This is a genomic window from Nitrosospira multiformis ATCC 25196, from assembly GCF_000196355.1.
In the GTDB taxonomy this organism is placed as follows: domain Bacteria; phylum Pseudomonadota; class Gammaproteobacteria; order Burkholderiales; family Nitrosomonadaceae; genus Nitrosospira; species Nitrosospira multiformis.
Genome location: NC_007614.1, coordinates 1511241 through 1533419, shown reverse-complemented (window position 1 = coordinate 1533419; position 22179 = coordinate 1511241). Strand labels below are relative to the sequence as shown.

The 22179-nt window shown below is 55.2% G+C and carries 25 protein-coding genes; 2 read left to right on the top strand and 23 right to left on the bottom strand.

Going from position 1 to position 22179, the window contains the following annotated elements; translation table 11 throughout:
- The first annotated feature begins 185 nt into the window (after nt 1-185).
- On the top strand, nt 186-533 hold the full coding sequence (fliE, locus tag NMUL_RS07075) for a flagellar hook-basal body complex protein FliE (RefSeq protein WP_011380683.1): 348 nt from the start codon (nt 186-188) through the stop codon (nt 531-533).
- On the opposite strand, the gene NMUL_RS07070 is transcribed toward fliE, so the two are convergent.
- From NMUL_RS07070 to NMUL_RS07040, 7 genes are all read right to left on the bottom strand, one after another.
- Entirely contained in the window at nt 530-835 is a 306-nt protein-coding gene (locus NMUL_RS07070; RefSeq protein ID WP_011380682.1) for an EscU/YscU/HrcU family type III secretion system export apparatus switch protein, read from the bottom strand. The genes fliE and NMUL_RS07070 overlap by 4 nt on opposite strands.
- On the bottom strand, nt 813-1754 hold the full coding sequence (gene fliK / locus NMUL_RS07065; RefSeq protein WP_104009668.1) for a flagellar hook-length control protein FliK: 942 nt from the start codon (nt 1752-1754) through the stop codon (nt 813-815). The genes NMUL_RS07070 and fliK overlap by 23 nt, the downstream gene beginning before the upstream one ends.
- Nucleotides 1755-2196: 442 nt before the next feature.
- Nucleotides 2197-2538 carry a flagellar protein FliT gene (locus NMUL_RS07060; protein ID WP_011380680.1) on the bottom strand — a complete coding sequence of 114 codons (342 nt, stop codon included), beginning with the start codon at nt 2536-2538 and terminating at the stop codon, nt 2197-2199.
- Nucleotides 2538-3002, bottom strand: coding sequence for a flagellar export chaperone FliS (gene fliS, locus NMUL_RS07055; protein ID WP_011380679.1), 465 nt, complete (start codon nt 3000-3002; stop codon nt 2538-2540). Before fliS ends, NMUL_RS07060 begins: the two co-directional genes overlap by 1 nt.
- A gap of 15 nt (nt 3003-3017) precedes the next feature.
- The gene (gene fliD / locus NMUL_RS07050; protein ID WP_011380678.1) at nt 3018-5027 is read right to left on the bottom strand and encodes a flagellar filament capping protein FliD; all 2010 of its coding nucleotides are present in this window, start codon (nt 5025-5027) and stop codon (nt 3018-3020) included.
- Nucleotides 5028-5078: 51 nt separating this feature from the next.
- Nucleotides 5079-5417 carry a flagellar protein FlaG gene (locus tag NMUL_RS07045; protein ID WP_011380677.1) on the bottom strand — a complete coding sequence of 113 codons (339 nt, stop codon included), beginning with the start codon at nt 5415-5417 and terminating at the stop codon, nt 5079-5081.
- Between the two features lie 97 nt (nt 5418-5514).
- Entirely contained in the window at nt 5515-6681 is a 1167-nt protein-coding gene (locus NMUL_RS07040; RefSeq protein WP_011380676.1) for a flagellin, read from the bottom strand.
- A 90-nt stretch (nt 6682-6771) separates the two neighbouring features.
- Here NMUL_RS07040 and NMUL_RS16495 point away from each other — a divergent pair, with 90 nt between their 5' ends.
- The gene (locus tag NMUL_RS16495) at nt 6772-6900 is read left to right on the top strand and encodes a hypothetical protein (RefSeq protein WP_258039189.1); all 129 of its coding nucleotides are present in this window, start codon (nt 6772-6774) and stop codon (nt 6898-6900) included.
- Between the two features lie 356 nt (nt 6901-7256).
- On the opposite strand, the gene NMUL_RS07035 is transcribed toward NMUL_RS16495, so the two are convergent.
- The 16 genes from NMUL_RS07035 to flgB form a co-directional block, all read right to left on the bottom strand.
- Nucleotides 7257-7883 (bottom strand): response regulator, encoded by a 627-nt coding sequence (locus tag NMUL_RS07035; protein ID WP_011380675.1) that lies wholly within the window; start codon nt 7881-7883, stop codon nt 7257-7259.
- A complete protein-coding gene (locus NMUL_RS07030; protein WP_011380674.1) occupies nt 7880-8404 on the bottom strand; it encodes a sensor histidine kinase in 525 nt (174 codons plus the stop codon). Before NMUL_RS07030 ends, NMUL_RS07035 begins: the two co-directional genes overlap by 4 nt.
- A complete protein-coding gene (locus NMUL_RS07025) occupies nt 8377-9198 on the bottom strand; it encodes a sensor histidine kinase (RefSeq protein WP_238529888.1) in 822 nt (273 codons plus the stop codon). The genes NMUL_RS07030 and NMUL_RS07025 overlap by 28 nt, the downstream gene beginning before the upstream one ends.
- A 216-nt stretch (nt 9199-9414) precedes the next feature.
- Nucleotides 9415-9738, bottom strand: a complete 324-nt coding sequence (locus tag NMUL_RS07020; RefSeq protein WP_104009667.1) for a thioredoxin family protein — start codon at nt 9736-9738, stop codon at nt 9415-9417.
- Nucleotides 9739-9906: 168 nt separating this feature from the next.
- Nucleotides 9907-11181 carry an EAL and HDOD domain-containing protein gene (locus tag NMUL_RS07015; protein WP_011380671.1) on the bottom strand — a complete coding sequence of 425 codons (1275 nt, stop codon included), beginning with the start codon at nt 11179-11181 and terminating at the stop codon, nt 9907-9909.
- Between the two features lie 167 nt (nt 11182-11348).
- The gene (gene flgL / locus NMUL_RS07010; RefSeq protein WP_011380670.1) at nt 11349-12284 is read right to left on the bottom strand and encodes a flagellar hook-associated protein FlgL; all 936 of its coding nucleotides are present in this window, start codon (nt 12282-12284) and stop codon (nt 11349-11351) included.
- 126 nt (nt 12285-12410) lie between these two features.
- Complete coding sequence (flgK, locus tag NMUL_RS07005) at nt 12411-14327, bottom strand: flagellar hook-associated protein FlgK (RefSeq protein WP_011380669.1); 1917 nt, start codon at nt 14325-14327, stop codon at nt 12411-12413.
- 151 nt (nt 14328-14478) lie between these two features.
- On the bottom strand, nt 14479-15531 hold the full coding sequence (flgJ, locus tag NMUL_RS07000; protein WP_011380668.1) for a flagellar assembly peptidoglycan hydrolase FlgJ: 1053 nt from the start codon (nt 15529-15531) through the stop codon (nt 14479-14481).
- Complete coding sequence (locus NMUL_RS06995; protein ID WP_011380667.1) at nt 15531-16664, bottom strand: flagellar basal body P-ring protein FlgI; 1134 nt, start codon at nt 16662-16664, stop codon at nt 15531-15533. Before NMUL_RS06995 ends, flgJ begins: the two co-directional genes overlap by 1 nt.
- A gap of 18 nt (nt 16665-16682) precedes the next feature.
- Nucleotides 16683-17375, bottom strand: coding sequence for a flagellar basal body L-ring protein FlgH (locus NMUL_RS06990; RefSeq protein ID WP_011380666.1), 693 nt, complete (start codon nt 17373-17375; stop codon nt 16683-16685).
- Between the two features lie 77 nt (nt 17376-17452).
- Complete coding sequence (gene flgG, locus NMUL_RS06985; protein WP_011380665.1) at nt 17453-18235, bottom strand: flagellar basal-body rod protein FlgG; 783 nt, start codon at nt 18233-18235, stop codon at nt 17453-17455.
- 94 nt (nt 18236-18329) lie between these two features.
- Nucleotides 18330-19082: a flagellar basal body rod protein FlgF gene (locus tag NMUL_RS06980; RefSeq protein WP_011380664.1), complete on the bottom strand. Its 753-nt coding sequence runs from the start codon at nt 19080-19082 to the stop codon at nt 18330-18332.
- Nucleotides 19083-19112: 30 nt separating this feature from the next.
- A complete protein-coding gene (gene flgE / locus NMUL_RS06975; RefSeq protein ID WP_011380663.1) occupies nt 19113-20333 on the bottom strand; it encodes a flagellar hook protein FlgE in 1221 nt (406 codons plus the stop codon).
- A 103-nt stretch (nt 20334-20436) separates the two neighbouring features.
- On the bottom strand, nt 20437-21105 hold the full coding sequence (gene flgD / locus NMUL_RS06970) for a flagellar hook assembly protein FlgD (protein WP_011380662.1): 669 nt from the start codon (nt 21103-21105) through the stop codon (nt 20437-20439).
- A gap of 9 nt (nt 21106-21114) precedes the next feature.
- Nucleotides 21115-21534, bottom strand: coding sequence for a flagellar basal body rod protein FlgC (flgC, locus tag NMUL_RS06965; protein WP_011380661.1), 420 nt, complete (start codon nt 21532-21534; stop codon nt 21115-21117).
- 13 nt (nt 21535-21547) lie between these two features.
- A complete protein-coding gene (flgB, locus tag NMUL_RS06960; protein WP_011380660.1) occupies nt 21548-21952 on the bottom strand; it encodes a flagellar basal body rod protein FlgB in 405 nt (134 codons plus the stop codon).
- Nucleotides 21953-22179: the final 227 nt, after the last annotated feature.

The following is a 22179-nucleotide window of genomic DNA, read 5'->3' as shown; positions in this document are numbered from 1 at the left end:
CAAATCGCGTTTCTTTGTCCTATATAGGATAGGCGTACCTTGGCAAACCTCTTGACAGTCGCCATTATCACCAGGGCTGCAGCTTTCAATTCGGGAAAAAGAAACTGGTTTTACGGCCTTTTCAAAAAACGGAACACGGGAGAGAGTGCTATCTTGTATACCTTTCAAAAGCACTGCCGGAAGCCATGGACATTTCAAACATAGATTCGATGCTCACCCAGCTACGCGCAGGCGCTGCACTTGCTGGCGGCAAAGCAGGTTCAGTCGGGACAATAGCGAGTGGAGACGAAACTGGAAGTGAAGCGGGACGTGTCGATTTCGCAACCGTATTCAGGAGATCGCTGGATCAGGTCAATAACGTTCAGCAGCATGCATCGAAGCTTGCCAGAGATTTTGAATTGGGCGCGCCCGAGGCCAATTTGACGGAAGCAATGATCTCGCTGCAGAAAGCATCCATCTCGTTTCAGTACACAGTGCAAGTACGCAACAAGCTGGTTGCGGCCTATCAGGATATTATGAATATGCCGGTTTAGGAGTGGACCGGGATTGATGGAGACTCCTCACTGCTCTGCTCCCCGGCTTCCATCTTGTAAAGCCATACGAGCAATTCCGCCACCGCCCGGTAGAGCTGCGGCGGAATATGCTGATCCAGATCCACCTGGATGAGCAAGGACACCAGTTCCGGAGATTCATGAACGAAAACGCCGTGTCTTCGTGCCTCCCGGATAATATTTTCGGCAACCAGACCGCGTCCCTTGGCAACAACCTGCGGGGCATGGTCGCCGGTCCGATACGCCAGCGCAACGGCAGCCTCAGACCGGTTCAACCTTTTCATTCGCCTCAATACCCATACTCGATAATCCGATTCCCGCTGAATTCAATCCTGCGACGAGGTGTCCTATCCCCGCCCGCAGGATCGCGGCTGATGATTCGGTTGCAGCAAGACGAACCTCGACTCCGGACTCACCCAGCTTCAGAACTGCGTTGACAGATCCCAGATTCGGTAGCGTAAGGTGTACACTGGTTTTCCATACGGCACTCTGTGCAGCCCTGCCTCTTTCCGGATCGTCCTTCTTTTCTCTGACTGTATCCCACTCGATAGTCTGGCCGGGCCAGATTTCGCCTCGCCATTGAAGATGTCCGCTTTCCAGAACATCCAGTTGCTGACGCAAGAGGGTTTGAGTATCGCGATGCAGGGGATTCAAATAATCCTGATGCGGGTGAGCTGACAGACGAAGCTCGCCTCCCGGTGAAGCCGGGGGTGAAGCAATCGCGGGCGCCTGCGGGAGGTTTTCCGATAAACGCCCCTGCGGTTCCAGCAGCAGGCTGGCCAATGATCTTTTGCCGGCCACCCATTGCATCAGATGGAACTCATAAAACAGTCCGCTTGAACTTATTGCTTGCATCAATCCTTGAGCGAGTTGCGTATGCTGTCCCGGCGCACCCTCGCGTGGTGGCGCGGGCAGCAATGGCGCCACATCCGACTGCATCGATCGACTGACAGAAGGAAGTGGAAGCGGCTGCTGGAGCAGGGTGCTGATGAAACGTCCGGTCTCACTCAATTGAGGAGCCACTGCTTGAGAGCCGAGCACGAGTCCGAACGTCGGCTTTGGCGCGCGGGACAGGAAAATCAGATTGAATGTTTCGCCCAAGTGCGCACTCCGGGGCAATTTCATCTGTAACACCTGCCCATCCTGCTCCTCCCGGCCATACAGCATTACGACGAATTCATTATTGGGAAGCAGAGCTTGCACCTGCGCTCTCAAAGAACGCCCAGGCTCCAGTCCGGCGAGGAACGAAGTAAAATCCTCACTTCTTTGAAGTGAGGATTGAACCGGACGGATTGAAGTTATTGCCGCGATTGAGTCGACTGCACGCAGATCGAATTCTCCTGTTCTGGGGTTGATCCACTGCCAGGGGTCTGGACGAATTAAACAGGCCTATCTGTACCCATCGAATGGGATCTGCCCTCGGACCCCTCTTCCCGTGTCTCGTGATTGGGAAAACCTGGAATGAAACTTGCCCTCCCCATGAGGAACTCCTCCCGAATCCTTCGCCTCCCCGCTCGCCCTAAGTCGTTTTTCCCCGCTCGCCCTGATCCTGAACCCTGCCAAAGGGTTAAGCTGGGGATTAAACCGGATTCCCTGACCTGCACATTTTGACGGTGCTACGAGAGCGCGCTCCCGGAATTCCCGCTCAGAAATTCCACGCCCCCGACTCATAGGCCTGACGCACGCACCGCGAGCGGCTGGCAGTACCCAGCAGAGCTTGAACCTGTCTTATCCAGGGTTCCGTGTACTCGCGTATGGCTGCGTCATCGGCCAGAATCTTGTGAATCAGCTCAACTTTCTGCCGTTGCATATCCTGGGGAAGCCGCACCGCCTCCGCGCTCTCGAGTTGCGCCACCAAGGCTGCGCAGCGTCGTTCCAATCCCGCAAGCCGATCCCACTCACTCCCCTGGGCAGCCTCTCTCATTTCTCCGGTAAGGTCGGAAAGAGACTGAAACACAGCAAGGTTTTCTGCACTTGTCATCATCATTACGCTTTTTTCAGATTGGCAATGCCGTCATGAGTGACGGATGAAATCATCTCTCCCTCTCCACCTGACTGCGTGAACGAGCCGATCGCTTCCCATGCCTCGTGCAGTTCGCCAAGAAGACCACTTACCTCTTCGATATATTCCGGTTTGTCATGAACATTAGCCTGTAACAGCCGGCGTCCCATGTACTCATAAAGCGCATTCAATTGCTGGGCGAGCTCTCCTCCCGCTTTGATGTCCAGGCTGGCTTGCAAGCCGGAGTTGATGATTGCAATGGCTTTGGAAATCGCTTCGCCCCTGGCCGCTATCTGGCCGCTTCGCGTATGGGTAAGCGCCGAAGCCAATGCTATCCGCGCTCCCTCAAACAGCATCAGGACGAGTTTATGAGGACTGGCGGCGATTACACCCGTTTCAAGACCAACCCGGGCATATGCGTTTACACCGCAGCGAGGTACTGAATACATATATTTACTCCTCCGTTATTTTTCGTTGAGAGTTGGCAGCGAGGCCAGTTGTTGTTGAAGAAACTGGCTCGTCTGGGTCAAGCTGCCCAGCATGGCATCAAGCGCAGAGAACTGTGCCCGGTAACGCGCCTCAACGGTTTCAAGTCGACGGCTAAAATCCTCCTGGCGCCGATCGAGATCCTTGATACTGGCGTTCAGTCCCTCGACCCGGGTGGCAATCACTCCCTCAGTGGCGAGAAACTCTTCTGCAACCTTACTCAATCGCTCGGCGTAACCTCGCGAGAACTCGATTGTCCCCCGGGTGCCGAGCGCGCCGCCGTGGATGGCGACGCGCAGACCTTCGGCGGATCCCCCGCCAGCAGCAGTCAGCATCTGTCCCGACCCTGTAGCGGAAACACCATTGATGGAGCCTGCGACATCTATTCCGGTGGCTCCCACAGGACTGGCACCGAGCAGATTGCCCGCACCATTACCTCCCGTGAGGATAACGCTGGAGGCGGAGCCGTAACGCGACGACACGATGCTCAATACGCCGGCGGACGGGGAAACCGATACTGAAATTCCTTCGGTTGTCAGGCCAGAGAGACCATTCAGCTTGCTTTGCACTTCGGCCGCCAATGCATCCGCGGAAGCATAAATTCCGTCGGCCAGCGTAATACTGGCTGCCACCCCATCCACATTAAAATTGAGTTGATCGTTGATTCCTGCCGTTATCGTTAGCCCTGCTGCCTGGCTTCCGCTGAGGCTGCCTCGAGTTGCGAGCTGTGTAACCGTAACGGCATAATTTCCAGCCACTGTCTTATCCGTGGCTCCTTCGTACGAAATCAGACTATCGGTGGAGGTGCCGCCTATCGTAAACAGCCTGCCGATCTGTTCAAATCCAGTATCCATCGACGCCTGCAGCTTTGCGGAATCCACCGCCAGGCTGCCGTCTTTCTGCAAGGTAACACCGATCTGGGAAAGGGAGGTGAAGCCGCGACTGTCACCCATCATGGCTGTTAATGCCGATCGAATTCCGCGCTGAATAGAGAACGCCGCGGAATCCCCCTGCAATATCGCGCCCTTCTTTGCTCCAGGGTTATAGGCGCTGAGATTGGAAAGCGTTTGATTGATGCTGTTGTATGACTTTACGAATGCTTCCACCGCTGTCTTCGCAGCAGCGGTGTCCGGTGAAACATTCAGCGTCGTCGGACTGCCTGCATTCGTTTTGAGCAGGCTGAGTGTGACGCCTTCAATTGCGTCTGTAATCGTATTCGAGGACTTGACGATATCGATCCCGTCGATCCGGAGTTTCGCATCCTGCGCGGCCTGCACCTGGATGAGATTCTTGCCGGAGCCCCCTCCGACCGTTGGGTCGAAGGCAAGAGCGGAGAGTCCGGTTGTGTCGAGATTGCCCCCATCGTCATCGCTGACTGTAATCTTCAGGCTGCTCGCCGCTCCTGGATCCTTTGCGGTCAGCACAAGTTTGTTGCCGGCGCCGTCATTCACAATCGTTGCACTCACCCCGGCATTGGCTGCGTTGATAGCGTCACGCACACCGGAGAGCGTGTTGCTGGAGGGTTCGATCGTTATCGTTTGCGCCGGTTTCGCGTTGTTGAGAGTAAAGGTATTCAGCACATTATCATAAGTGCCGTACTGTATCGTCAAAGTTCCGCTGCCTACGGTGCTTGATGTGCTGGCAAATCCTTCGGAACGGATTTTCTGCTGCTGGGCAAGCTGCTGCACTTCCACCGAATAACTACCCGGCACCGCCTTGCCATTGCTATTCCCGGTTGCGGTCAACAGAGAGCTATCTGCCGCACTCGCGCTCACTGCATTATATTTTGCAGGATCAGCCAGTCCCTGCATTGCCGTCTGGAAAGCAGACAAGGCACCTTTCAGTGTTCCATAAGCGGATAGTTTTGCCTGGTAGTCGGATTCGCGCTTCTGAAGCAAAGCAAGCGGCGTACGTTCGGCCGCCATCAACTGGCTAACTATGCCATTTACGTCCAGGTTCGAACCTGCTCCGGCAGCGGTAATCGCCATTTTTCTGTCCTCTTCTTTTTCCTGTTTCCGGTGGGTTGCCCGATCGCACCATCAGGCTTTGGTGCGCAGCAACAAACCCTGTAGCTGATTCATGGTCTTTGCCAGGGCAAGCATTTCTTCCATGGGAATCTGCCTTACGAGTTCCCGGGTTTCATTGTCTATAATTTTTATTACTATCCTGTCGGTATCGGTATCGACACTGAATTCCAGACTGGAGCCAGCGAGTAAAGTCCTTTCCTTTTCCGTTTCCTGTTTAACCTGCATGGTCTGCGGCGGGGGTGGATTTCCTTTCCCGGCCGATAGGCGAACATCGCTGTATGGGAATTCACCTTCGGTTGCTCTGGAACCGATCCCTGGTTGAATGGCGGCTCCGGATTGTTCGATTTTCATTATTGACCCTCAGAGGATTCGAACGGGGATCGCAAGCAAGCTTCCGATCCCCGTTCATCACACACCCGGCCGTTCAGGCGAGGCCGTTTACCAGCGATTAACCTCTCAGCAGGGACAATACGCTTTGCGGCATTGCATTTGCCTGAGCCAGCATGGCCGTTCCCGCTTGTTGCAGCACTTGGTTGCGCGAAAGCGCCGCCGTTTCCGCCGCGAAATCGGCATCCATGATGCGGCTGCGCGAGGCGGACAGGTTCTCGGAGACAGTCTGAAGGTTTGCAACTGCCGATGTGAATCGGTTCTGGTAGGCGCCGAGATCGGCACGCGCCGCGTTGAGCGCGCTCAATGCGGAATCCATCGAAGCGATCGCGGTATCGGCATCGGCGGTGGTGTCTATCTTCAGCGCGCCGAAGCCAGCGGCGGTCGTTGCCGTTGCTGCGGTTGCGCCGGCAGTCAGACCGGTCCGTGCGGTGTTAGCCGTACCACTCATGGCCACAGTGATGCCGTCGCTGGACGTGCTGGTCAGTGTCACCAGACCGGCGCCATCGGCAGAAGCGCTAACCCCTGTGGTTCCCGAAATCAGGTTGATGGCAGCTGCGACGGCTGCTCCCTGAAGGGGTGCTGTGCCTCCTGCGGTAATGGCGCCCACGTCAACCCCGTTTATCTTCAAGTCGCCCGCGGCGATGTCATCCGCTGGCGTCGCGAATCCTGTAGCGGCTACACCGGTAACGGTGGTTGAGTAAGTGGTAGTGGTTCCCAGAGCAGAGCTTTGTGCATTGACGATACTCGCAATATTGATAGTCTCGCCCACATTGGCGCCCACCTGAAAGTCTTGATTGGTGAAAGTACCATCAAGCAGTTTGATGCCGTTGAACGTCGTGGTTGAAGCAACGCGATCGATTTCGGCCTTGAGCTGCTGGACTTCATTGTTGAGCGCGGTACGGTCGCTTGCGCTGTTGCTGGCATTGCGCGATTGCACGGCCAGCTCACGTATGCGCTGCAGGTTGTTGCCGATTTCCCCCAGTGCGCCCTCCGCCGTCTGAGACATCGAGATGCCGTCGTTGGCATTGCGAATTGCCTGAGTGAAGCCTTTGATCTGGGAAGTCATGCGTTCCGAGATCGCAAGCCCTGCAGCATCGTCCTTGGCGCTGTTGATGCGCAGACCGGAGGACAGGCGCTGCAATGTGGTGGCGAGTGCGTTCTGCGAACCGTTGAGGTTACGCTGCGCATTCATGGAAATGACGTTGGTATTGATGATTGCAGCCATGTAAATCTCCTTGACTAATTTTTCATGAAATTACACCTACAGCCGTCAACTTTGGTTCGCCTCATTACCCGAAGCTAATCAACTGCTGTTATGCTTATTAACGGTGATCCAGGAGAAACATTTAATGGCATCGTCACGTTTTTTGGCGCAGCCACCGCCGCACTCTTCTCGAGTTTATCCGGCATTGCTATCCGGGTGATGGGCAGGCAGGTACGATAATGATAAGAGGAGGCAGGGCTGGGCAATGCGCTGATTAACGGGGTGAACAACGCCGTATATTCGGCGCTGCCTTATTCACTCGTGCAACAGCGGAGATCGGAGTAAAGAGGGCATAGGCGATATTTGAAGCAGCCTCGGGAGTAGCGGGAACCGAGTGCTTTGAGGTGCAGCCTTTGAGAGTTTAAGAATACTTGAAGGTTATGGTTCTGCAAGCGAAAGCGAGCAGGCAGGAGTCTCATTTCCTATTGCAACGCTAGAGGCGCCATGCTGCCGCCCCCATGAAGAAGCAGCGAATCAGCGAATTGGCGTGAAGGGTAATCCGGCCCACGGGCTGAGGGACCAAGGGACTAAGGGGCTCAAGCGAGGCCGTTCTTGATGGCGTAGTGGGTCACTTCCGCATTGTTCTTGAGCTTCATCTTTTGCAGGAGGCGGCCGCGGTAGACACTCACAGTCTTGACCGACAGATGCATTTCCTCGGCCGCGTCTGTGAGACTCTTGCCTGAAGCGATCAGGCGCAGGGTCTGGTATTCACGATCGGACAGTGTTTCATGCAGCGGACGATCGTGGTCCGTGCCAAGACTTTCCGCCATGGCTTCAGCCACTGCGGGTGTCAGGTACTTGCGCCCCCTGGCCGCCTGGTTGATGGCGGCCATCAACTCATTGGGAGCGCTCTGCTTGGTTATATAACCAAAGGCTCCCGCCTTCAGTGCCCGGATCGCATAAAGCCCCTCCTCGTGCATGCTCAACATGAGCACGGGTAATTTGGGACGCTCTTTCCTGATCTGCTTCAACACTTCGATACCGTTCCTGTCGGGCAGGGAGATATCCAGCACCACTACGCTCCATTCCCCTTCACGCAGTTGCCGCATTGCCTCTCCACCCGATTCCGCTTCAGCGATAAGATCGATTTTTCCGCTTTCAGTCAGAATCTGCCTTAAGCCCTGACGCACGATGGCATGGTCGTCCACAATCAGTACATTCATGACGGGGTGGATTTTCCTGAAATAACCGTCGCAGGGACCGTTGGCCGTGCTTCCGCAGCGAGTGGAATCGAGAGATGAACCAGAGTACCTTGCCTTGCCTGCTCCTCTCCCATCCGTTCCCGCTGAATTCCTGGCTGGCCTTGTCCGGGCTGAATCCACTCATGCCCCTGCCTTGCGCTGACCGTCAGTTTTCCCTCGAGCAGGCTCGCGCGCTCGACCATGCCCCGAATCCCGAACGAATCAAGCTTTCTGAAATCGTTTGGGGCGATACCGCAGCCGTTATCCTGCACCTTGAGCTCCAGATATTCCTGCCTCACGTCCAGCCCGACCCAGACATGCGAGGCATGCGCGTGCTTCGCAATATTGGTGAGCGCTTCCTGAAAAATTCGAAATACGGCCACGGCCATGTCAGATTCGAGTTCAATATCCGGCTCGTTGCACGACACCTTGCAAGGTATGCCATAGCGTTTTGCAAATTCACCCGCTTCCCATTCTATTGCCGCAAAAATGCCAAAATCCATGATCTCACGTCCAGCCCGACCCAGACATGCGAGGCATGCGCGTGCTTCGCAATATTGGTGAGCGCTTCCTGAAAAATTCGAAATACGGCCACGGCCATGTCAGATTCGAGTTCAATATCCGGCTCGTTGCACGACACCTTGCAAGGTATGCCATAGCGTTTTGCAAATTCACCCGCTTCCCATTCTATTGCCGCAAAAATGCCAAAATCCATGATGCCGGGCCGCAGGTCCCGGGAAATACGTTGTATCGAATGTATGGTGCGATCCACCAGATCTGAAACAATACGCACTTTCGCAAGCAATACAGCATTCTCGGCGCTGCTGGCGCCGGCATCGATCCGCCTCACCAGCCAGTCGAGATCGATCTTGATGGCAGTGAGATTCCCCCCCAGATCATCGTGTATTTCTCTGGCAATGCGTATACGCTCGTGCTCCCTCGCCGCCATGACGTGGGCTGATACTTCCTTGAGCCGTTCATGGGATGCCTTGAGCTCTGTCTCCCGGCGCCTGCTCTCGGTGATATTGATGATAATGCCTTCCCAAACCACGCACGCGCCCTTCTCCCGCCTCGGACTTGCTCGCAAGCTGACCCACTTTATATCCCCGTAGGATTCGATCCACAGGCGTCCTTCCCAATTCCACGTTGTCAGATTAGCTGCGGATTGCGCCTTCGAATACTCCAGGCTTTCCCGGTCTTCCGGAAGCACCAGATCCTGGAGCAGCGAAGGATTAGCCTTCAGTTCTCCAGCCGAGATCCCGAGTACATTGGCGCACTGATCACTGATAAAGGGCATGGATGAAGTACCATCTCCCTTTTGTATGTATTGAAAAACCATCCCTGGAGAATTGGCGGCAACATCCGGAGGGTACGCTTCCCCCATATGGAGGGGTTCTGAATTTTCCTTTTTTTGCTTCATGCAGTGCTGATATGTTATTGACTGCGCAAGTTATAATGCGACGGATTCCGGCTGGACGCAGAGCAGGGAGCGCGATCACCCACTCTTGAAGATTCACGCATCCTTGCAGATATTTTCCAGAGCGCGCTGGATGAGACCGGGATTCTCAGGCCGGACCAGGCGCGCAATTTCTTTTCCGTCCTTCAGAAAAATCAGGGTCGGCCAGAGCTTCACGCCAAACGAGCGTCCCAACCGCCGCCCCTTTCCATCCTCTATCCGGATATAACGCACCGGTGGAGCTCCGGACAAGGCCGAAGCAATCAACGGCCGCGCAGCCCGGCAGTATCCGCACCACGCTGCCCCGAATTCGACGAGAGCTGGACCTTGGAGCGAATCGATTTCGGCCCGGCTTGGCTCACTGCCATGAACAGTATCCATTCCTATATTATAACCGCTCCAGGGTTCCGGTTTCTCCGGCATTCTGCGAAGGTGCAGGCGCAGCGAAATCAATTTTTGTGCCTGCTCCTTGGCCGGATAACTTTATAACTCCGATATCCGGATGTATCAGGGATGCGGGATGACATGCCAACCAGGAACGTATGTCTTCTATAAGGTAGGTAACAAACTGTTGCTCCATTCAAATGCTTCCAATTGGAATGGATAAAGCTCTTCAATCGGGAGCCCCAATCTGGCAAGCAGGGGCACGAGCAGTCGGCCGGCTTCGCCAGGTTTTTCGAGATATTCGGCAAGCTTCAGCAAGTCCCCGTAAAACCCCGTCCGGTACAGCAAGGCTTCGGTGATCTCCTCGCTCAGAACGATCTGGCGGAGAATTCTTTCCATGTGTTGCCCGAACAAAGCATCCAGCAAGGATAAAATGCCCACGGTAAAGGCAATATCGGCCATGCTTCTGTTTGCGGGCTGAAGTTTTTGAGCAACCAGTTCAAGAAGTTTGCCGCGTGTAGCTGCCAGCAGGAGAAGCGGCGACCCGAATTGGATCTGAGGGTCCGGCCCGACATAGATCTGAATTTGCAACCATCGCTGCAACTGGCGGCGGCCGAGGACCATCAAGGCCTCACTTAACGAATGTATGCTTTTCGTAACACCCATGGCGGGCGTATTGACCAATCGTAATAAGGACAGGCAAAGCGATACTTCTTTTTTGATGCGTTGCTCGATTTCTATCGTGTCGGCGTCCCTGGCTACCAGAGTCATCAGCTCCATGATCGCCAGTTGCGAAGTTGCAAGCTTCTTGCCTGACAGAAGAGCTGGTTTTGCAAAGTAGTAACCCTGGTAATAGTCAAAGCCGAGCTCATGGCAATTCTGGAATTGTTCGAGCGTCTCTACTTTGTCAGCAAGAAGCACCTTGCGTGCCTGTTTGAACTGGCGAACGAGCATGGCCAGATCGGCATACGTCATGACGGACGTGTCGATCTTGATGATTTCAACAAACGGCAGTAACGGTTTTATGTATTCGGACAGGGTGATAACGTCATCCAACGCAAATCGATATCCTGCCTTCGCCAGTTCGGCAACACGCCGGACGAGTTCGGGAGTAATCTTGTCCGTTTGAGGAAACTCGAACACAACTTTTTCGGCGGGTAGAAAATTAACCAGGTCTCCCATCAACAGCGTGGAATTCACGTTGAAGAAGCCGAGCGCGCTCCCGGTCACATTCTCGATGCCCAGTTCGGATGTATGTGCGATGATGGAAGCGGCACCCCGGGTATCCTCCGCGCTAACCGGTGCCCTGACTCCTGCGCGGCGGAACAATAACTCGTAAGCGATCAGATTCTGGTTCTGATCCAGAATAGGTTGACGGGCCAGGAAGAATTCCTTTACCTGCCCGACCGAAGAAATATGTGGAGCCGTATCTAGAATCATCTGCCCGTCTCTATTCGACTGAAAACTCAGGTAGCGGTTACAGTTAACCGCAGTCAGAACCACGGTCGGATAGCACGCCTCCCTGGGGAATGACTCGGAGCATGGAAATCATCAGCAGGAAACTTCTTTCCAGGTAAAGAAGCCGTGCGTGAAATATTTTGCCGCCATCAGCGTATATAATCGAACAAGGAAAGGCTTTGCACCTTCAGAAATGCCTTCTGCGTAGCTTCCAGATAGGTCCGCTGCTGAGTCAGGTCACTGATGGCCTCAACGTAGTCCACATCCCGTAATTCCGATAACTGCTGTTTGTACTGAATATTCAAATCTTCGCCGCGTTCATTTAAGGCATCTATTTCCTTCATGCGCGTTCCTACCGATGCCTGCACCTTGAGCACATTGTCGAGCGCATTGGACAGGTTCACTTGCGCGCTACCCAGACCGGTGGCGAGGGCTGTCTTGCCCGCTGGGTCGGTTACCGGTGTTTCGAGTAAATCAGCAAGGTCGGACAGCGTCTTGAACATACTGTGGTAGCTCCCTCCCGCCGCAGGAATGCGCTCGAACACCTCTCGTCCCGACTCATTTACTGCAAGCTGCCGGGATGAGCTGGCTTGTATCATGCGCAAGCCTTCATCGCCAACATATTGCACCCCACTCCCGGTATCCTCAAACGGCTTGGTTGAACTCTGATAACCGGAAAAGAGATATTGCCCGCTTGCGTCCTTTCGGTTGGACAAACCCAGAAGTTCACCCAGACTCGTGCGCAACTCAGTGGCAATGGTTTCGCGTCCGCTGTCATTCAGCGTACCGTTTCCAGCAGCCACGGTAAGCTCCTGCGCCCTTTGCAGCAGGGCTGTAATGCCGCCAAGAGTATCTTCCAGCATACTGAGGCTGGCCATGCCATTTTGCCGATTCAACGCGTATTGGCTGTTGGCGGAGTCTGCCTCGGCAACATCGAGTGCCCGAACATACGCCGCGGGATTTGCCGACGGCGTGAGTACGCTGCGGCCAGTGCTTATCTGCTCGAAAGTCTTCATCTGTGCCGATTGCTGGCGGTGGATGGCAGCAAGTCCCGCCTCGTAACTGGTATTACTGCTGACGCGCATTTTGATTCCCTTTTTCTATATCATACTGATATGTTCTTGCTATAGCCGGTGCTTGCACTGATCACACCGCTTCAAGCGTTCTCAGCATCCACTTTCGCGCACCGCGCGCTTTTTTGCAGCGCGCTTTTACCTCGTTATCTCGAGTAGCGCATCGAACATCTGATTAGCTGTTTGTATCACCTTGCTCGCTGCCTGGTATGCCTGCTGGTAACGCAGCAGATTAGCCGCTTCCTCATCGAGATTGACACCTGCTTCCGACTGCTGCAAAGCACGAGTCTGGGTAAGCAGGGCAGCCTGCGCGCCAGCCGTGACCTCCAGTTCGCGCGTCTTGTTACCCATCAGGCTGACCAGCTGCCCGTATGCGCCCCGGTAACTGGCTCCGCCGGCGGCCAGTGTATTGCTTGACTGCAATGCTCCCAGCAGCAAGGCATTGCGGTTATCAGCCACTCCATCCGTGTTCGGGCCGATACTGAACGTATCGCCCGGCTGGGGCGTTCCGGTAATCTGAACAGTCCAGCCATTGAACGTAATCGGGCCACCCGCAGTAAAGGGAACGCTGGCCGGATTTCCTGTGCCGGTACCGCTTACATCAAAAGTGGTGGCACTGGTAAAGGTAAGCGTGACCGCCTGTTGCAGATTGGGATCAGTGGGAAGCGGTGCATTTACCGTGCCTGCGCTGATGCGCCCGGTACCGGTATTGGTGGTAGGTGCGCTTGTCCGGATTGGAGCCGCCGCGGCGATCTTGTCCGTATCCTGAACCGAAACCGCGATCTGGCCGGCGCCCTTTGCCGTTGGTCGAATAAGAAACTCATCTCCCGCCGCAACTGTTCCGGAAGCAAGGTTCAAGCGCACCCCATCCACGGTCTGAGGGAAGGTAGTAAAAGTCTGAACAGTGCCTTCCACTCCATTCCGGATGGGTTGCAGCGTATAGTTGGCGCCATCAAAACTCAGACGATAATCGCTGACGTCCAGATCGCGATAACTGACGATTTCCGCATCAATGACTGCGCTGCCGGTATTTTCTGTCGACGCCGCTACCACCGGGCCCGGTGTAGTAAAAAAATCACCTCCCAGGTTACCTTGCGCATCTTGTCCCAACCGATGCTGTTCGTTAAAGGTTCCCGCCAACCCGATCGCTACCCGCCCCAGCCCGTTGCGTACCGTATCAATGATCTCGTTGCGAAATTGCAGCAACCCGCCGAGCTTGCCTCCATCCAGGTTTGCCTCCTTGAGCGGGATACTGCTGCCACCCATGACATGGATAATCTCGAGGCGGTCAGCATCCATTGCGGAGGGTCGGGCAGTAAGCTGAGACGCTTGCGAACCCATTACCAAGGGCTGACCTCCTCCCAGGAAAACACTATATCCCTCATCGCTCTGCACCACTGTGGCGCGAACCTCGTCGTTGAGCTGCGCCACCAACTCATCGCGCTGATCCCGCAAGTCGTTTGCAGGCTGGCCGTTGGCAGAACTCTCCGCCATGTGGATGGTTTCATTCAATTTTGCGATTTGCGCTCCCAGGGTATTGATAAGCGCAGTGCTGTTCTCGATTTGCCTGTTTACCCCTTCCTGGATTTCATTCAGCTGGCTGTTCATTGAGTGAAACTGCCGTACCAGCATCTCTGCGTTCGACAGCATGGATTGGCGCGATGCCACTTCAGCGGGATTTGTCGCCATTTCCTGGAGGCTGCCGAAGAAATCCTGCAAGGCAGGCGATAAACCCGAACCGCCCATGGAATCGGCCAGCAGGCTGTCGATCTGCTTCATCTGGGAAAAGTATGTTTCCAGCTGGCTGGATTCAGTTCCCGCCTGCGCAACCTGTCTGGAGAGAAACTGGTTATAAGCCCGCTTTACTGTATCGACCTGCACACCCTGGCCAATAAATCCACTGCCCGTGGCTCTGGCGTCGCTGGTCGACTGGATAACCTGCTGACGGGTATAACCTGGAGTTGCAGTATTGCTGATGTTATGTCCCGTAACGAGCAATCCCCGCTGGGCAGCCTGGAGCGCGCTGAGTCCAATGCCGAAAATACCATTACTCATGGTTGTACCCTGCCATGGTTATACCCTGTCTCTGTCAGTAGAGTGTCTGGATGTCGTCGTGCATATATTGACGGCATCGGGTTGAAAATATTTAGGGGGACGGAGAAATCCTCCGAAAGATTTGCCGCCGGTTCTTACCCCTTATGGAGGCTCAGGACCAGGGAGTGGTCCTGATGATCCGGCCTAACTTGTCTCCATAGGCCGGGTCAGTAGCATAGCCCGCCCGCTGCAGGGCATGGGCGAATCCTTCGGCGTCGAACTTCTGCACTGCTTGCCTGAGTGCTTCCGTGTAGCGTGGATTGGTGCTCAAAAGGGTGGCGTAGTCGCGGAAAGCTTCGGCGTAGGATGGATAAGCGCGAAATTTCTCCACCCTCTTATGTGCAATGCCATTGATGTATTCTGTCGTGACCGCTTCCACCACGGGCCCCTTCCAGCCGGTCCCCGCTTTTATGCCAAAGAGGTTGTGGCTGTGGGTTCCATCGGTAGCACGCAACTCGCGTTTCCCCCATCCGCTTTCCAGTGCTGCCTGCCCGAGCATGAACTGGACCGGAATACCCGTTGCCTGGCTCACTTCCTGGGCATATGCTCCTACCCTTGCCTTGAACTCGGACACATGCGCGGGTATTTCGCTCGCCTGTGGCCCCTCCTGTTCCAACCTGGATGGAGCTGACTGTCCCGCTCCAGACCACCCTGACTGACCTCGCTGCCCGATCTGTCCGGGTTTTGCGAGTTCCTTTTGTCCCTCTATTTCCTGCAGTCGTTCCTGCATTTCTACTGTCGGTGCATAACCCCGCAAACCCGGATGCTTCCCTGCCTCCGCTGAAGAGCGTGGCATTGATTGATCCAAGGCATGGCTATTGGGGTTTTGCGGAATCCCCGCTTTCTCTGTCGGATCAGGCGGCGCAGCATGGCGCAATTGACGCACCATGATCTCGGCAAGGCCAATGCCGCGCGCAGCCATGGTCTGGGAAAACTGTTGATCCAGCATCGAGAGATACAGTCGGCTCTGTTCGCTCTCCATCAGATCGTCTTTAGGAGTGGCATCGCGCATGCTTTTCAGCAGCATGTTCAGAAAGAGCGCTTCGAACTGCCTGGCTGCGGCTTCAAGACCCGCTTCGCCGGTTTTTTTTGATTCCACGCGTAACCCGTTTACCGCCTGGACGTCAAGGGCAAAGCGCGTGGATAGATCAACCGGAGCAACCATCAGATGATTTCCAGCTCAGCCCGCAGCGCACCGGCGGACTTCATCGCCTGTAAAATTGCCAGTAGATCCTGCGGCGTCGCGCCGATTGCGTTCAATGCCTTTACCACTTCCGCCAGCGAAGCGCCTTCAACCATCGTCAACATACCCGACTCCTGCTTGATTTCTATGGTCGAGCGCTGCGCCTGCACGGTCCGCCCCGATGAAAAGGGTCCAGGCTGGCTGATCACGGGTTCCGTACTGATAACGACTGTCAGGTTCCCGTGAGCAATCGCGCATTGATCCACCGTTGCCGCCTGATTCATGACCACTGAACCCGTGCGGCTATTCACGATCACTCGAGCCGGCATTTGTGCAGGATTGATGGCAAGGCTTTCCATCTCCGCCAGAAACGCCACCCTTTGATCGCTTTCCGGGGGTGTCCGTACCTGGATCGCCCGGCCATCCAGCGCAGCGGCCGTGCCCATGCCGAAGCGTGTGTTGACCGCATCCACGATCCGTTTCGCTGTGGAGAAATCGATGGTATTCAGCTCAAGGCGAATCATGTCATTCTGCCCCAGTGCTACCGGTACCGCCCGTTCGACTGTCGCTCCACCGGGAATACGGCCGGCATTTAGATGATTGACCTGGACTTTGCTTCCGCTGGCGGCGGCGCCTATTCCACCCACCAGCAGGTTGCCCTGAGCCACCCCGTAGACCTGACCGTCGATTCCCTTGAGTGGAGTCATCAGCAGAGTCCCTCCGCGCAAGCTCCTGGCGTTACCCATGCTGGATACCGTGACGTCGATCGCCTGGCCCGGCTGTGCAAGCGGTGGAAGCGCAGCTGTCACCATTACGGCCGCCACATTCCGCAACCGCATGTTCGTCCCGGGCGGCACATTGATGCCCAGCTGCATCAGCATGTTATTAAGACTTTGAATGGTAAATGGTGTCTGAACGGTCTGATCGCCTGTCCCATCCAGTCCCACCACCAGCCCGTAGCCGATGAGCTGGTTGGGGCGTATGCCCTGAATCGATGCGAGATCCTTGATGCGCTCTGCCTGAACAGGCAGGGAAAAGGTCCATAAACCCGCCCATGCACAGAAGAAAGCGAACCAGGCCGGGGCAGCAATTCCTGTTGAAACCGGATATCTCATGGATTCACCTCATGCGCTTCAGAATGGCGCAACGGTCAGAAAGAAGCGTGAAAGCCAGCCCATGGTTTGCGCCTCGTCGATATAGCCGTTCGCCTTATACTCGATTCGCGCATCCGCCACCTGGATCGATGATACGGTGTTGCTGATCACCGTTTCCGGGCGCACAACGCCGGAGAAACGGATGTATTCCGAACCCTGGGTCATCGCCAGCTGCTTTTCGCCACTTACTACCAGATAACTGTTGGGTAGCACATCGACCACGGTAACGGTGATCGTGCCGCTAAAATTATTGGCGGAAGCCGCCTCGCCCTTGCCTGCGAAATCATTGGACGAGGATGCCCCGAGATCGATTTTTTTTGTGATAGGCACGCCAAACACGATTGGCGGAATGCCGAAGCTCACGTCGCCATTCTTGTTGGCGCTGCTGTTGGAGCGCTTGCTTGCATTGGTCCGCTCGGTGAGGAGAATAACCAGCGTGTCGCCGATCTGGCGCGCTCGCCGGTCGATGAACAAGCTGTGGTATTGATTAGCATCCTGATAAACCGCTCCGTTGCCAGGCGGCGGTGCAGGCAGCGCCGCGCGCGCGGACATGGGTTGGTGAACGATGGGCGCAGGCGGCGGGAGGCTGACGCAACCGGAGAGCGCGAGCGGCACCCCTGTCATGAAACCGAGAACGCGCGCGCGTCGCTTCGCCGAGAAACTCAAAACCATTTTGTGCCGCCATGATTCTTGATTGTCATCGCCGCTTCAGCCGCAGGCATTTGATGTTCGATCCGGTTGCTGCCGATCTATAGCTGGGTCAGGCGTTGCAACATCTGGTCCGACGTTTGCACCGACTTGCTATTGATCTCGTATGCCCGCTGCGTCTGGATCATATTGACCAGTTCCTCCACCACGTTGACATTGGAGGTTTCCACATATCCCTGGTTGAGTAACCCGGCCCCATCCGTACCTGGATTGGTAACGTTAGGAGTGCCACTCGATGCTGTTTCCACATAAAGATTTTCCCCCACGCTCTGCAAGCCGGCAGGATTGATAAATGTGGCAAGTTGCAGATTGCCGACCTGAACGGGCGTGGTGGAATCCTGCGTGGTTACGGAAACGATTCCGTCGCGGCCCACGGTAATGCTCTGGGCATTCGGCGGAATGGTGATCGCAGGTTGGACGTGATAGCCGCTGGACGTTACCAGTTGCCCCTCGAAATCGGTCTGAAACGAACCGTCTCGGGTATAGGCTGTCGACCCGTCGGGTCGCAGCACCTGAAAAAATCCCTGTCCCTGGATAGCGACGTCCTTGGAATTGCCGGTCTGCTGCAAATTGCCCTGGGTAAATATATGCTCGGTGGCAACAGGCCTGACGCCGGTCCCGAGCTGCAGGCCGGAAGGCAGTTGGGTTTGCTGTGAGGATTGTGCGCCCGGCTGGCGGAGCGTCTGATACAGCAGGTCTTCAAAAACGGCGCGCGAGCGCTTGAAGCCATTCGTGCTGACATTCGCCAGGTTATTGGCGATGACATCCATCTGCGTCTGCTGCGCATCAAGCCCGGTCTTGGAAATCCAAAGTGATCGAATCACATCAACTCCATGAAAAATTATTTTCTATTATCTGGCTGCAATTACTCATCAGGTGACGTATCAATACGGAAACGTACAGGACTGTGTCCCCACCTCACCCGCTGATCGACAGGAGCTGGCTCGCCCGTTGGGCATTGCCTTCCGCATTCTGCAACAGCTTCATATGCGTCTCGAACTGGCGGGAAAGGGAAATCATGTCCACCATCGCCTCCACGACATTGACGTTGCTTCCCTCCAGTGCACCGCTGCTCAAGGTAACGTTTCCATCCGCCTCCGCCTCGCCACCGCCGCTGAGCCGGAAGAGCCCGTCGGAACCGCGAACAAGCTGCGCTTCAGGCGGATTAACCAGCTTGATCCGGCCCACTGCGACAGCCAGATTGGGTTCGCTCGTCCCTGCTCCGGCCGGTACTGTCGAAATTGTGCCGTCGGTACCTATGGTCACTTTCGCATTCGGCTGGATGGAAATCAGCCCGGTATCGCCCAGCACGTTCAACCCGTCGCGGGTCTGCAATACCCCATTGGCACTGACATGAAGATCGCCGTTGCGAGTATAAGCCTCGCTACCATCCGCCAGTTGTACCGCGATCCACCCGGCTCCCTGTATTGCTACGTCAAGTTCACGTGCAGTGTTCTGCACTGTGCCCGGACGGAAATCCGCCCCGACACTTGAATCCACCACAAATGCCCTTGTAGCGAGGGTATCGCTGAACACCGGTACAGCGCGCAGCGCATTTATTTCGGCCCGGTATCCCGGAGTGTTCGCGTTCGCCAGATTGTGAGATACCGCAGCATGCTGTCCCAGCGCGTGCTTGGCCCCCGTCATGGCAACATAAATCATGCGATCCATATTTACTCCAATGATTGCCTGCCACTCGGATTACTTCAGGTTCACCACTGTCTGAAGTATCTGATCCTGAGTCTTGATCGTCTGGGCATTGGCTTGGTAAACACGCTGGGCCGTAATCATATTGACGAGCTCCGAGGTAAGCTCCACGTTTGAATCCTCAACCGCGCCCGCCTGTAGCACACCCAGGCCCCCGGTGGCGGGCGCCGCTACGAGGGCAGCGCCTGAAGCGGCGCTTTCTTTCCAGGTATTATTGCCGACTGCTTGCAAACCTTGGGGATTGGCGAAATTGGCCAGCGCGATCTGCCCCATTGAGAGAAATTTACCGTTGGAATAGCTGCCGCTTACGATCCCATCCTCGCCGATGGAAAAACCGGTGAGCTGCCCGGATGCGTACCCGTCCTGCGATAACGCATTGATACCGAAATTGGAACCAAACTGGGTCGTGTTTGCGAAATCGATATCGAAAGCGAGGGGACTGGCCCCGGTAGTGACGGGAGCCGTCACATTGAAGCTGCTGGAGCTCAAGGGGTCGAGGCTACCGTTGGACAGGAAATTCAATGTGCCAATCGACAGCCCGCCATTGAGGAGGGAGCCATTGTTGGCAGCGAATACATCCCAGCTATTGGCTGCCGTCTTGACGAAATATGTCGACAACGGAGTCGAATTACCCAGGCTGTCATAGACCGAAAGCGAGGTTGAGCTGTGATAAGTCGCCGGATCCATCAGATCGAAGGCGGCCGCACTCAACGGCGCCCCCCGCGAATCGAGATTGACCAATGCGTTCACCCGCGTCGTGGTGACAGGTGGCAGGTCGGCAGTGGAAAGCCTTAAATCGGTAGGCGTGCCGGTATTGATCTGTCCGGTCGAGTTGGCCATATAGCCGGTAAGCCGGAGGCCACTGCTGTTGACGATATAACCATCCTTGTCCGGATGAAACTGGCCATTGCGCGAATAGCTAATCGTGCCCTGATCGCTTAAACGGTAGAAACCTGCACCGCTGATGGCGATGTCGAATGGATTGTTGGATACGGTAATACTTCCCTGGCTGAACTGCTGAGCAATCCCGGCCAGCTTGACACCTATGCCGGCCTGCGTGCCACCACCGCCCGACAGCGAATTGGCGAACATATCCGCAAACTGTGCCTGTGATTGCTTGAAGCCTACAGTATTCGTATTGGCCACATTATTACCGATGACATCGAGGTTTTTCGATGCTGCATTCAAACCACTTAAACCCTGCTGAAAACTCATATCTTTCGCTCCCCTGCCTGTTCGTTCGTACTGAATACCGTGATAAATGCCAAATGTCCTGTAGCTGGACCGCTTTCGGCCGCAGGCCCTTCCCTACCTCAGCCTAAAAAATCTGCCTGATATCGGCCAATCCCACCATCCCCAGCCTGCCGACGTCCAGTTGCACGCCTTGATTTCCCTGGGATACGCCTTGAACGATTGCCGCCGCCAATGCCTGTACTTCCACCTTCTGATCGCCACGCAGCGCGGCAACGCTTATGCTGTAGTTCCCGTTCGCTGCCTGGCTGCCATCACTCGTCTTGCCATCCCACGCCAATTCGAGGGAACCCGCCGCCTGAGGACCCAGATTCATGACTTGAATCTCGCGGCCGGCCGCGTCATGTATTCTTACCTTTACCTCATCCGCGGGTTGCGTCAGTTCGATCCCGAAGCGTGCCGCTCCATTGGCCAACTGCAAGGCGGAGCCAGGCACAAGGACCTCTCTTCCGATCATGCCGGCGGCTTGCAGTGATTGCCCGGCAGTAAAACTGTCGGCAATGGTTCGAATGGTCGCATTAAGTCTCTCGACACCGTTCACGGTACTGATTTGAGCAAGCTGTGTGGTGACTTGCGCGTTGTCGAGAGGATTGAGCGGATCCTGGTTTTTCATTTGGGTAACCAGCAGCTTGAGAAACCGGTCCTGCAAGTCTTCTTCTGCCGGTTTGGCAGTACTTCTGGTTCCATAAGCGGCAAATGGATTACTTGTCGGCTGTGTATTCTGGATAGTACTCATGGGGATTTCCTATTGTCCGATCGTGAGGGTTTTCAGCAGTAACGTCTTCGCGGTATTCATCATGTCCACATTGTTCTGGTACGAGCGCGAAGCAGAAATCATATCGACCATCTCTTCCACTACATTTACATTCGGCATGGTGACAAATCCCTCAGGATTCGCCATTGGATGCGAAGGTTCGTATACCATCTTCATGGGAGATTGGTCCTCGATTACCCCCGAGACCCTCACGCCGTGGGTACCATTTGAGATGCCGTTATCCCCTAGAGGCGAAGTGCTCATGAACACGACCTGCTTTGCCTTGTATGGCTGTCCATTGGAACTCGCCGCGCTGTCCGCGTTTGCCAGGTTGCTTGCAACCACATTGAGGCGCTGATTCTGGGCTGTCATGGCCGAGCCGGCCACGGTAAAGATATTGAAAAGAGACATATTCCGACTTCCCCTAGCCCTGAATGGCAGTTCGCATCTGCCTGATCTGGTCACTGATGAATGTGAGATTGGCCTCATAATGAACGGCGTTATCGGCAAACTGGTTGCGTTCCACATCCATATCGACCGTATTCCCGTCCACACTGCCTTGTACCGCGGTCCTGTACAGCAATTGCTGCCCCGCTGCCACCCCTGCTCCTGTTGGAGAAGCAATATGATTCGGCGCGCTTGTCACAAGAATGACGCCTCGCTTCCCGGTCAACGCGCTTTCCATCGCGTCCTTGAAATTGATGTCGCGCGCCTTGTATTGGGGCGTATCCGCATTAGCAATGTTTGAAGCGATCAATTGCTGCCTGTGCGCCCGAAGGTTGGCCGCATCCTCATAAAATCGAAATGCATGATCAAGTTTATCGATCACGGAAATTTCCCCCTTCTATCAATTTCAAATGCGTGCTGATATGGATAAACGAAAGCATCTTATTAGGGATGGGAATTATCCAAAAGCCGGATCAAAAGGGGATAAATCCCCCAAATCTCCTAAATCCCCTTATCTCGACTTTGAAATCAGATTCCGCAGCCATTGCAGCTTCCGATCTCCCATCCCTCCAATTACCTACGGGTCCATTACAGCAACAATCACTTAGG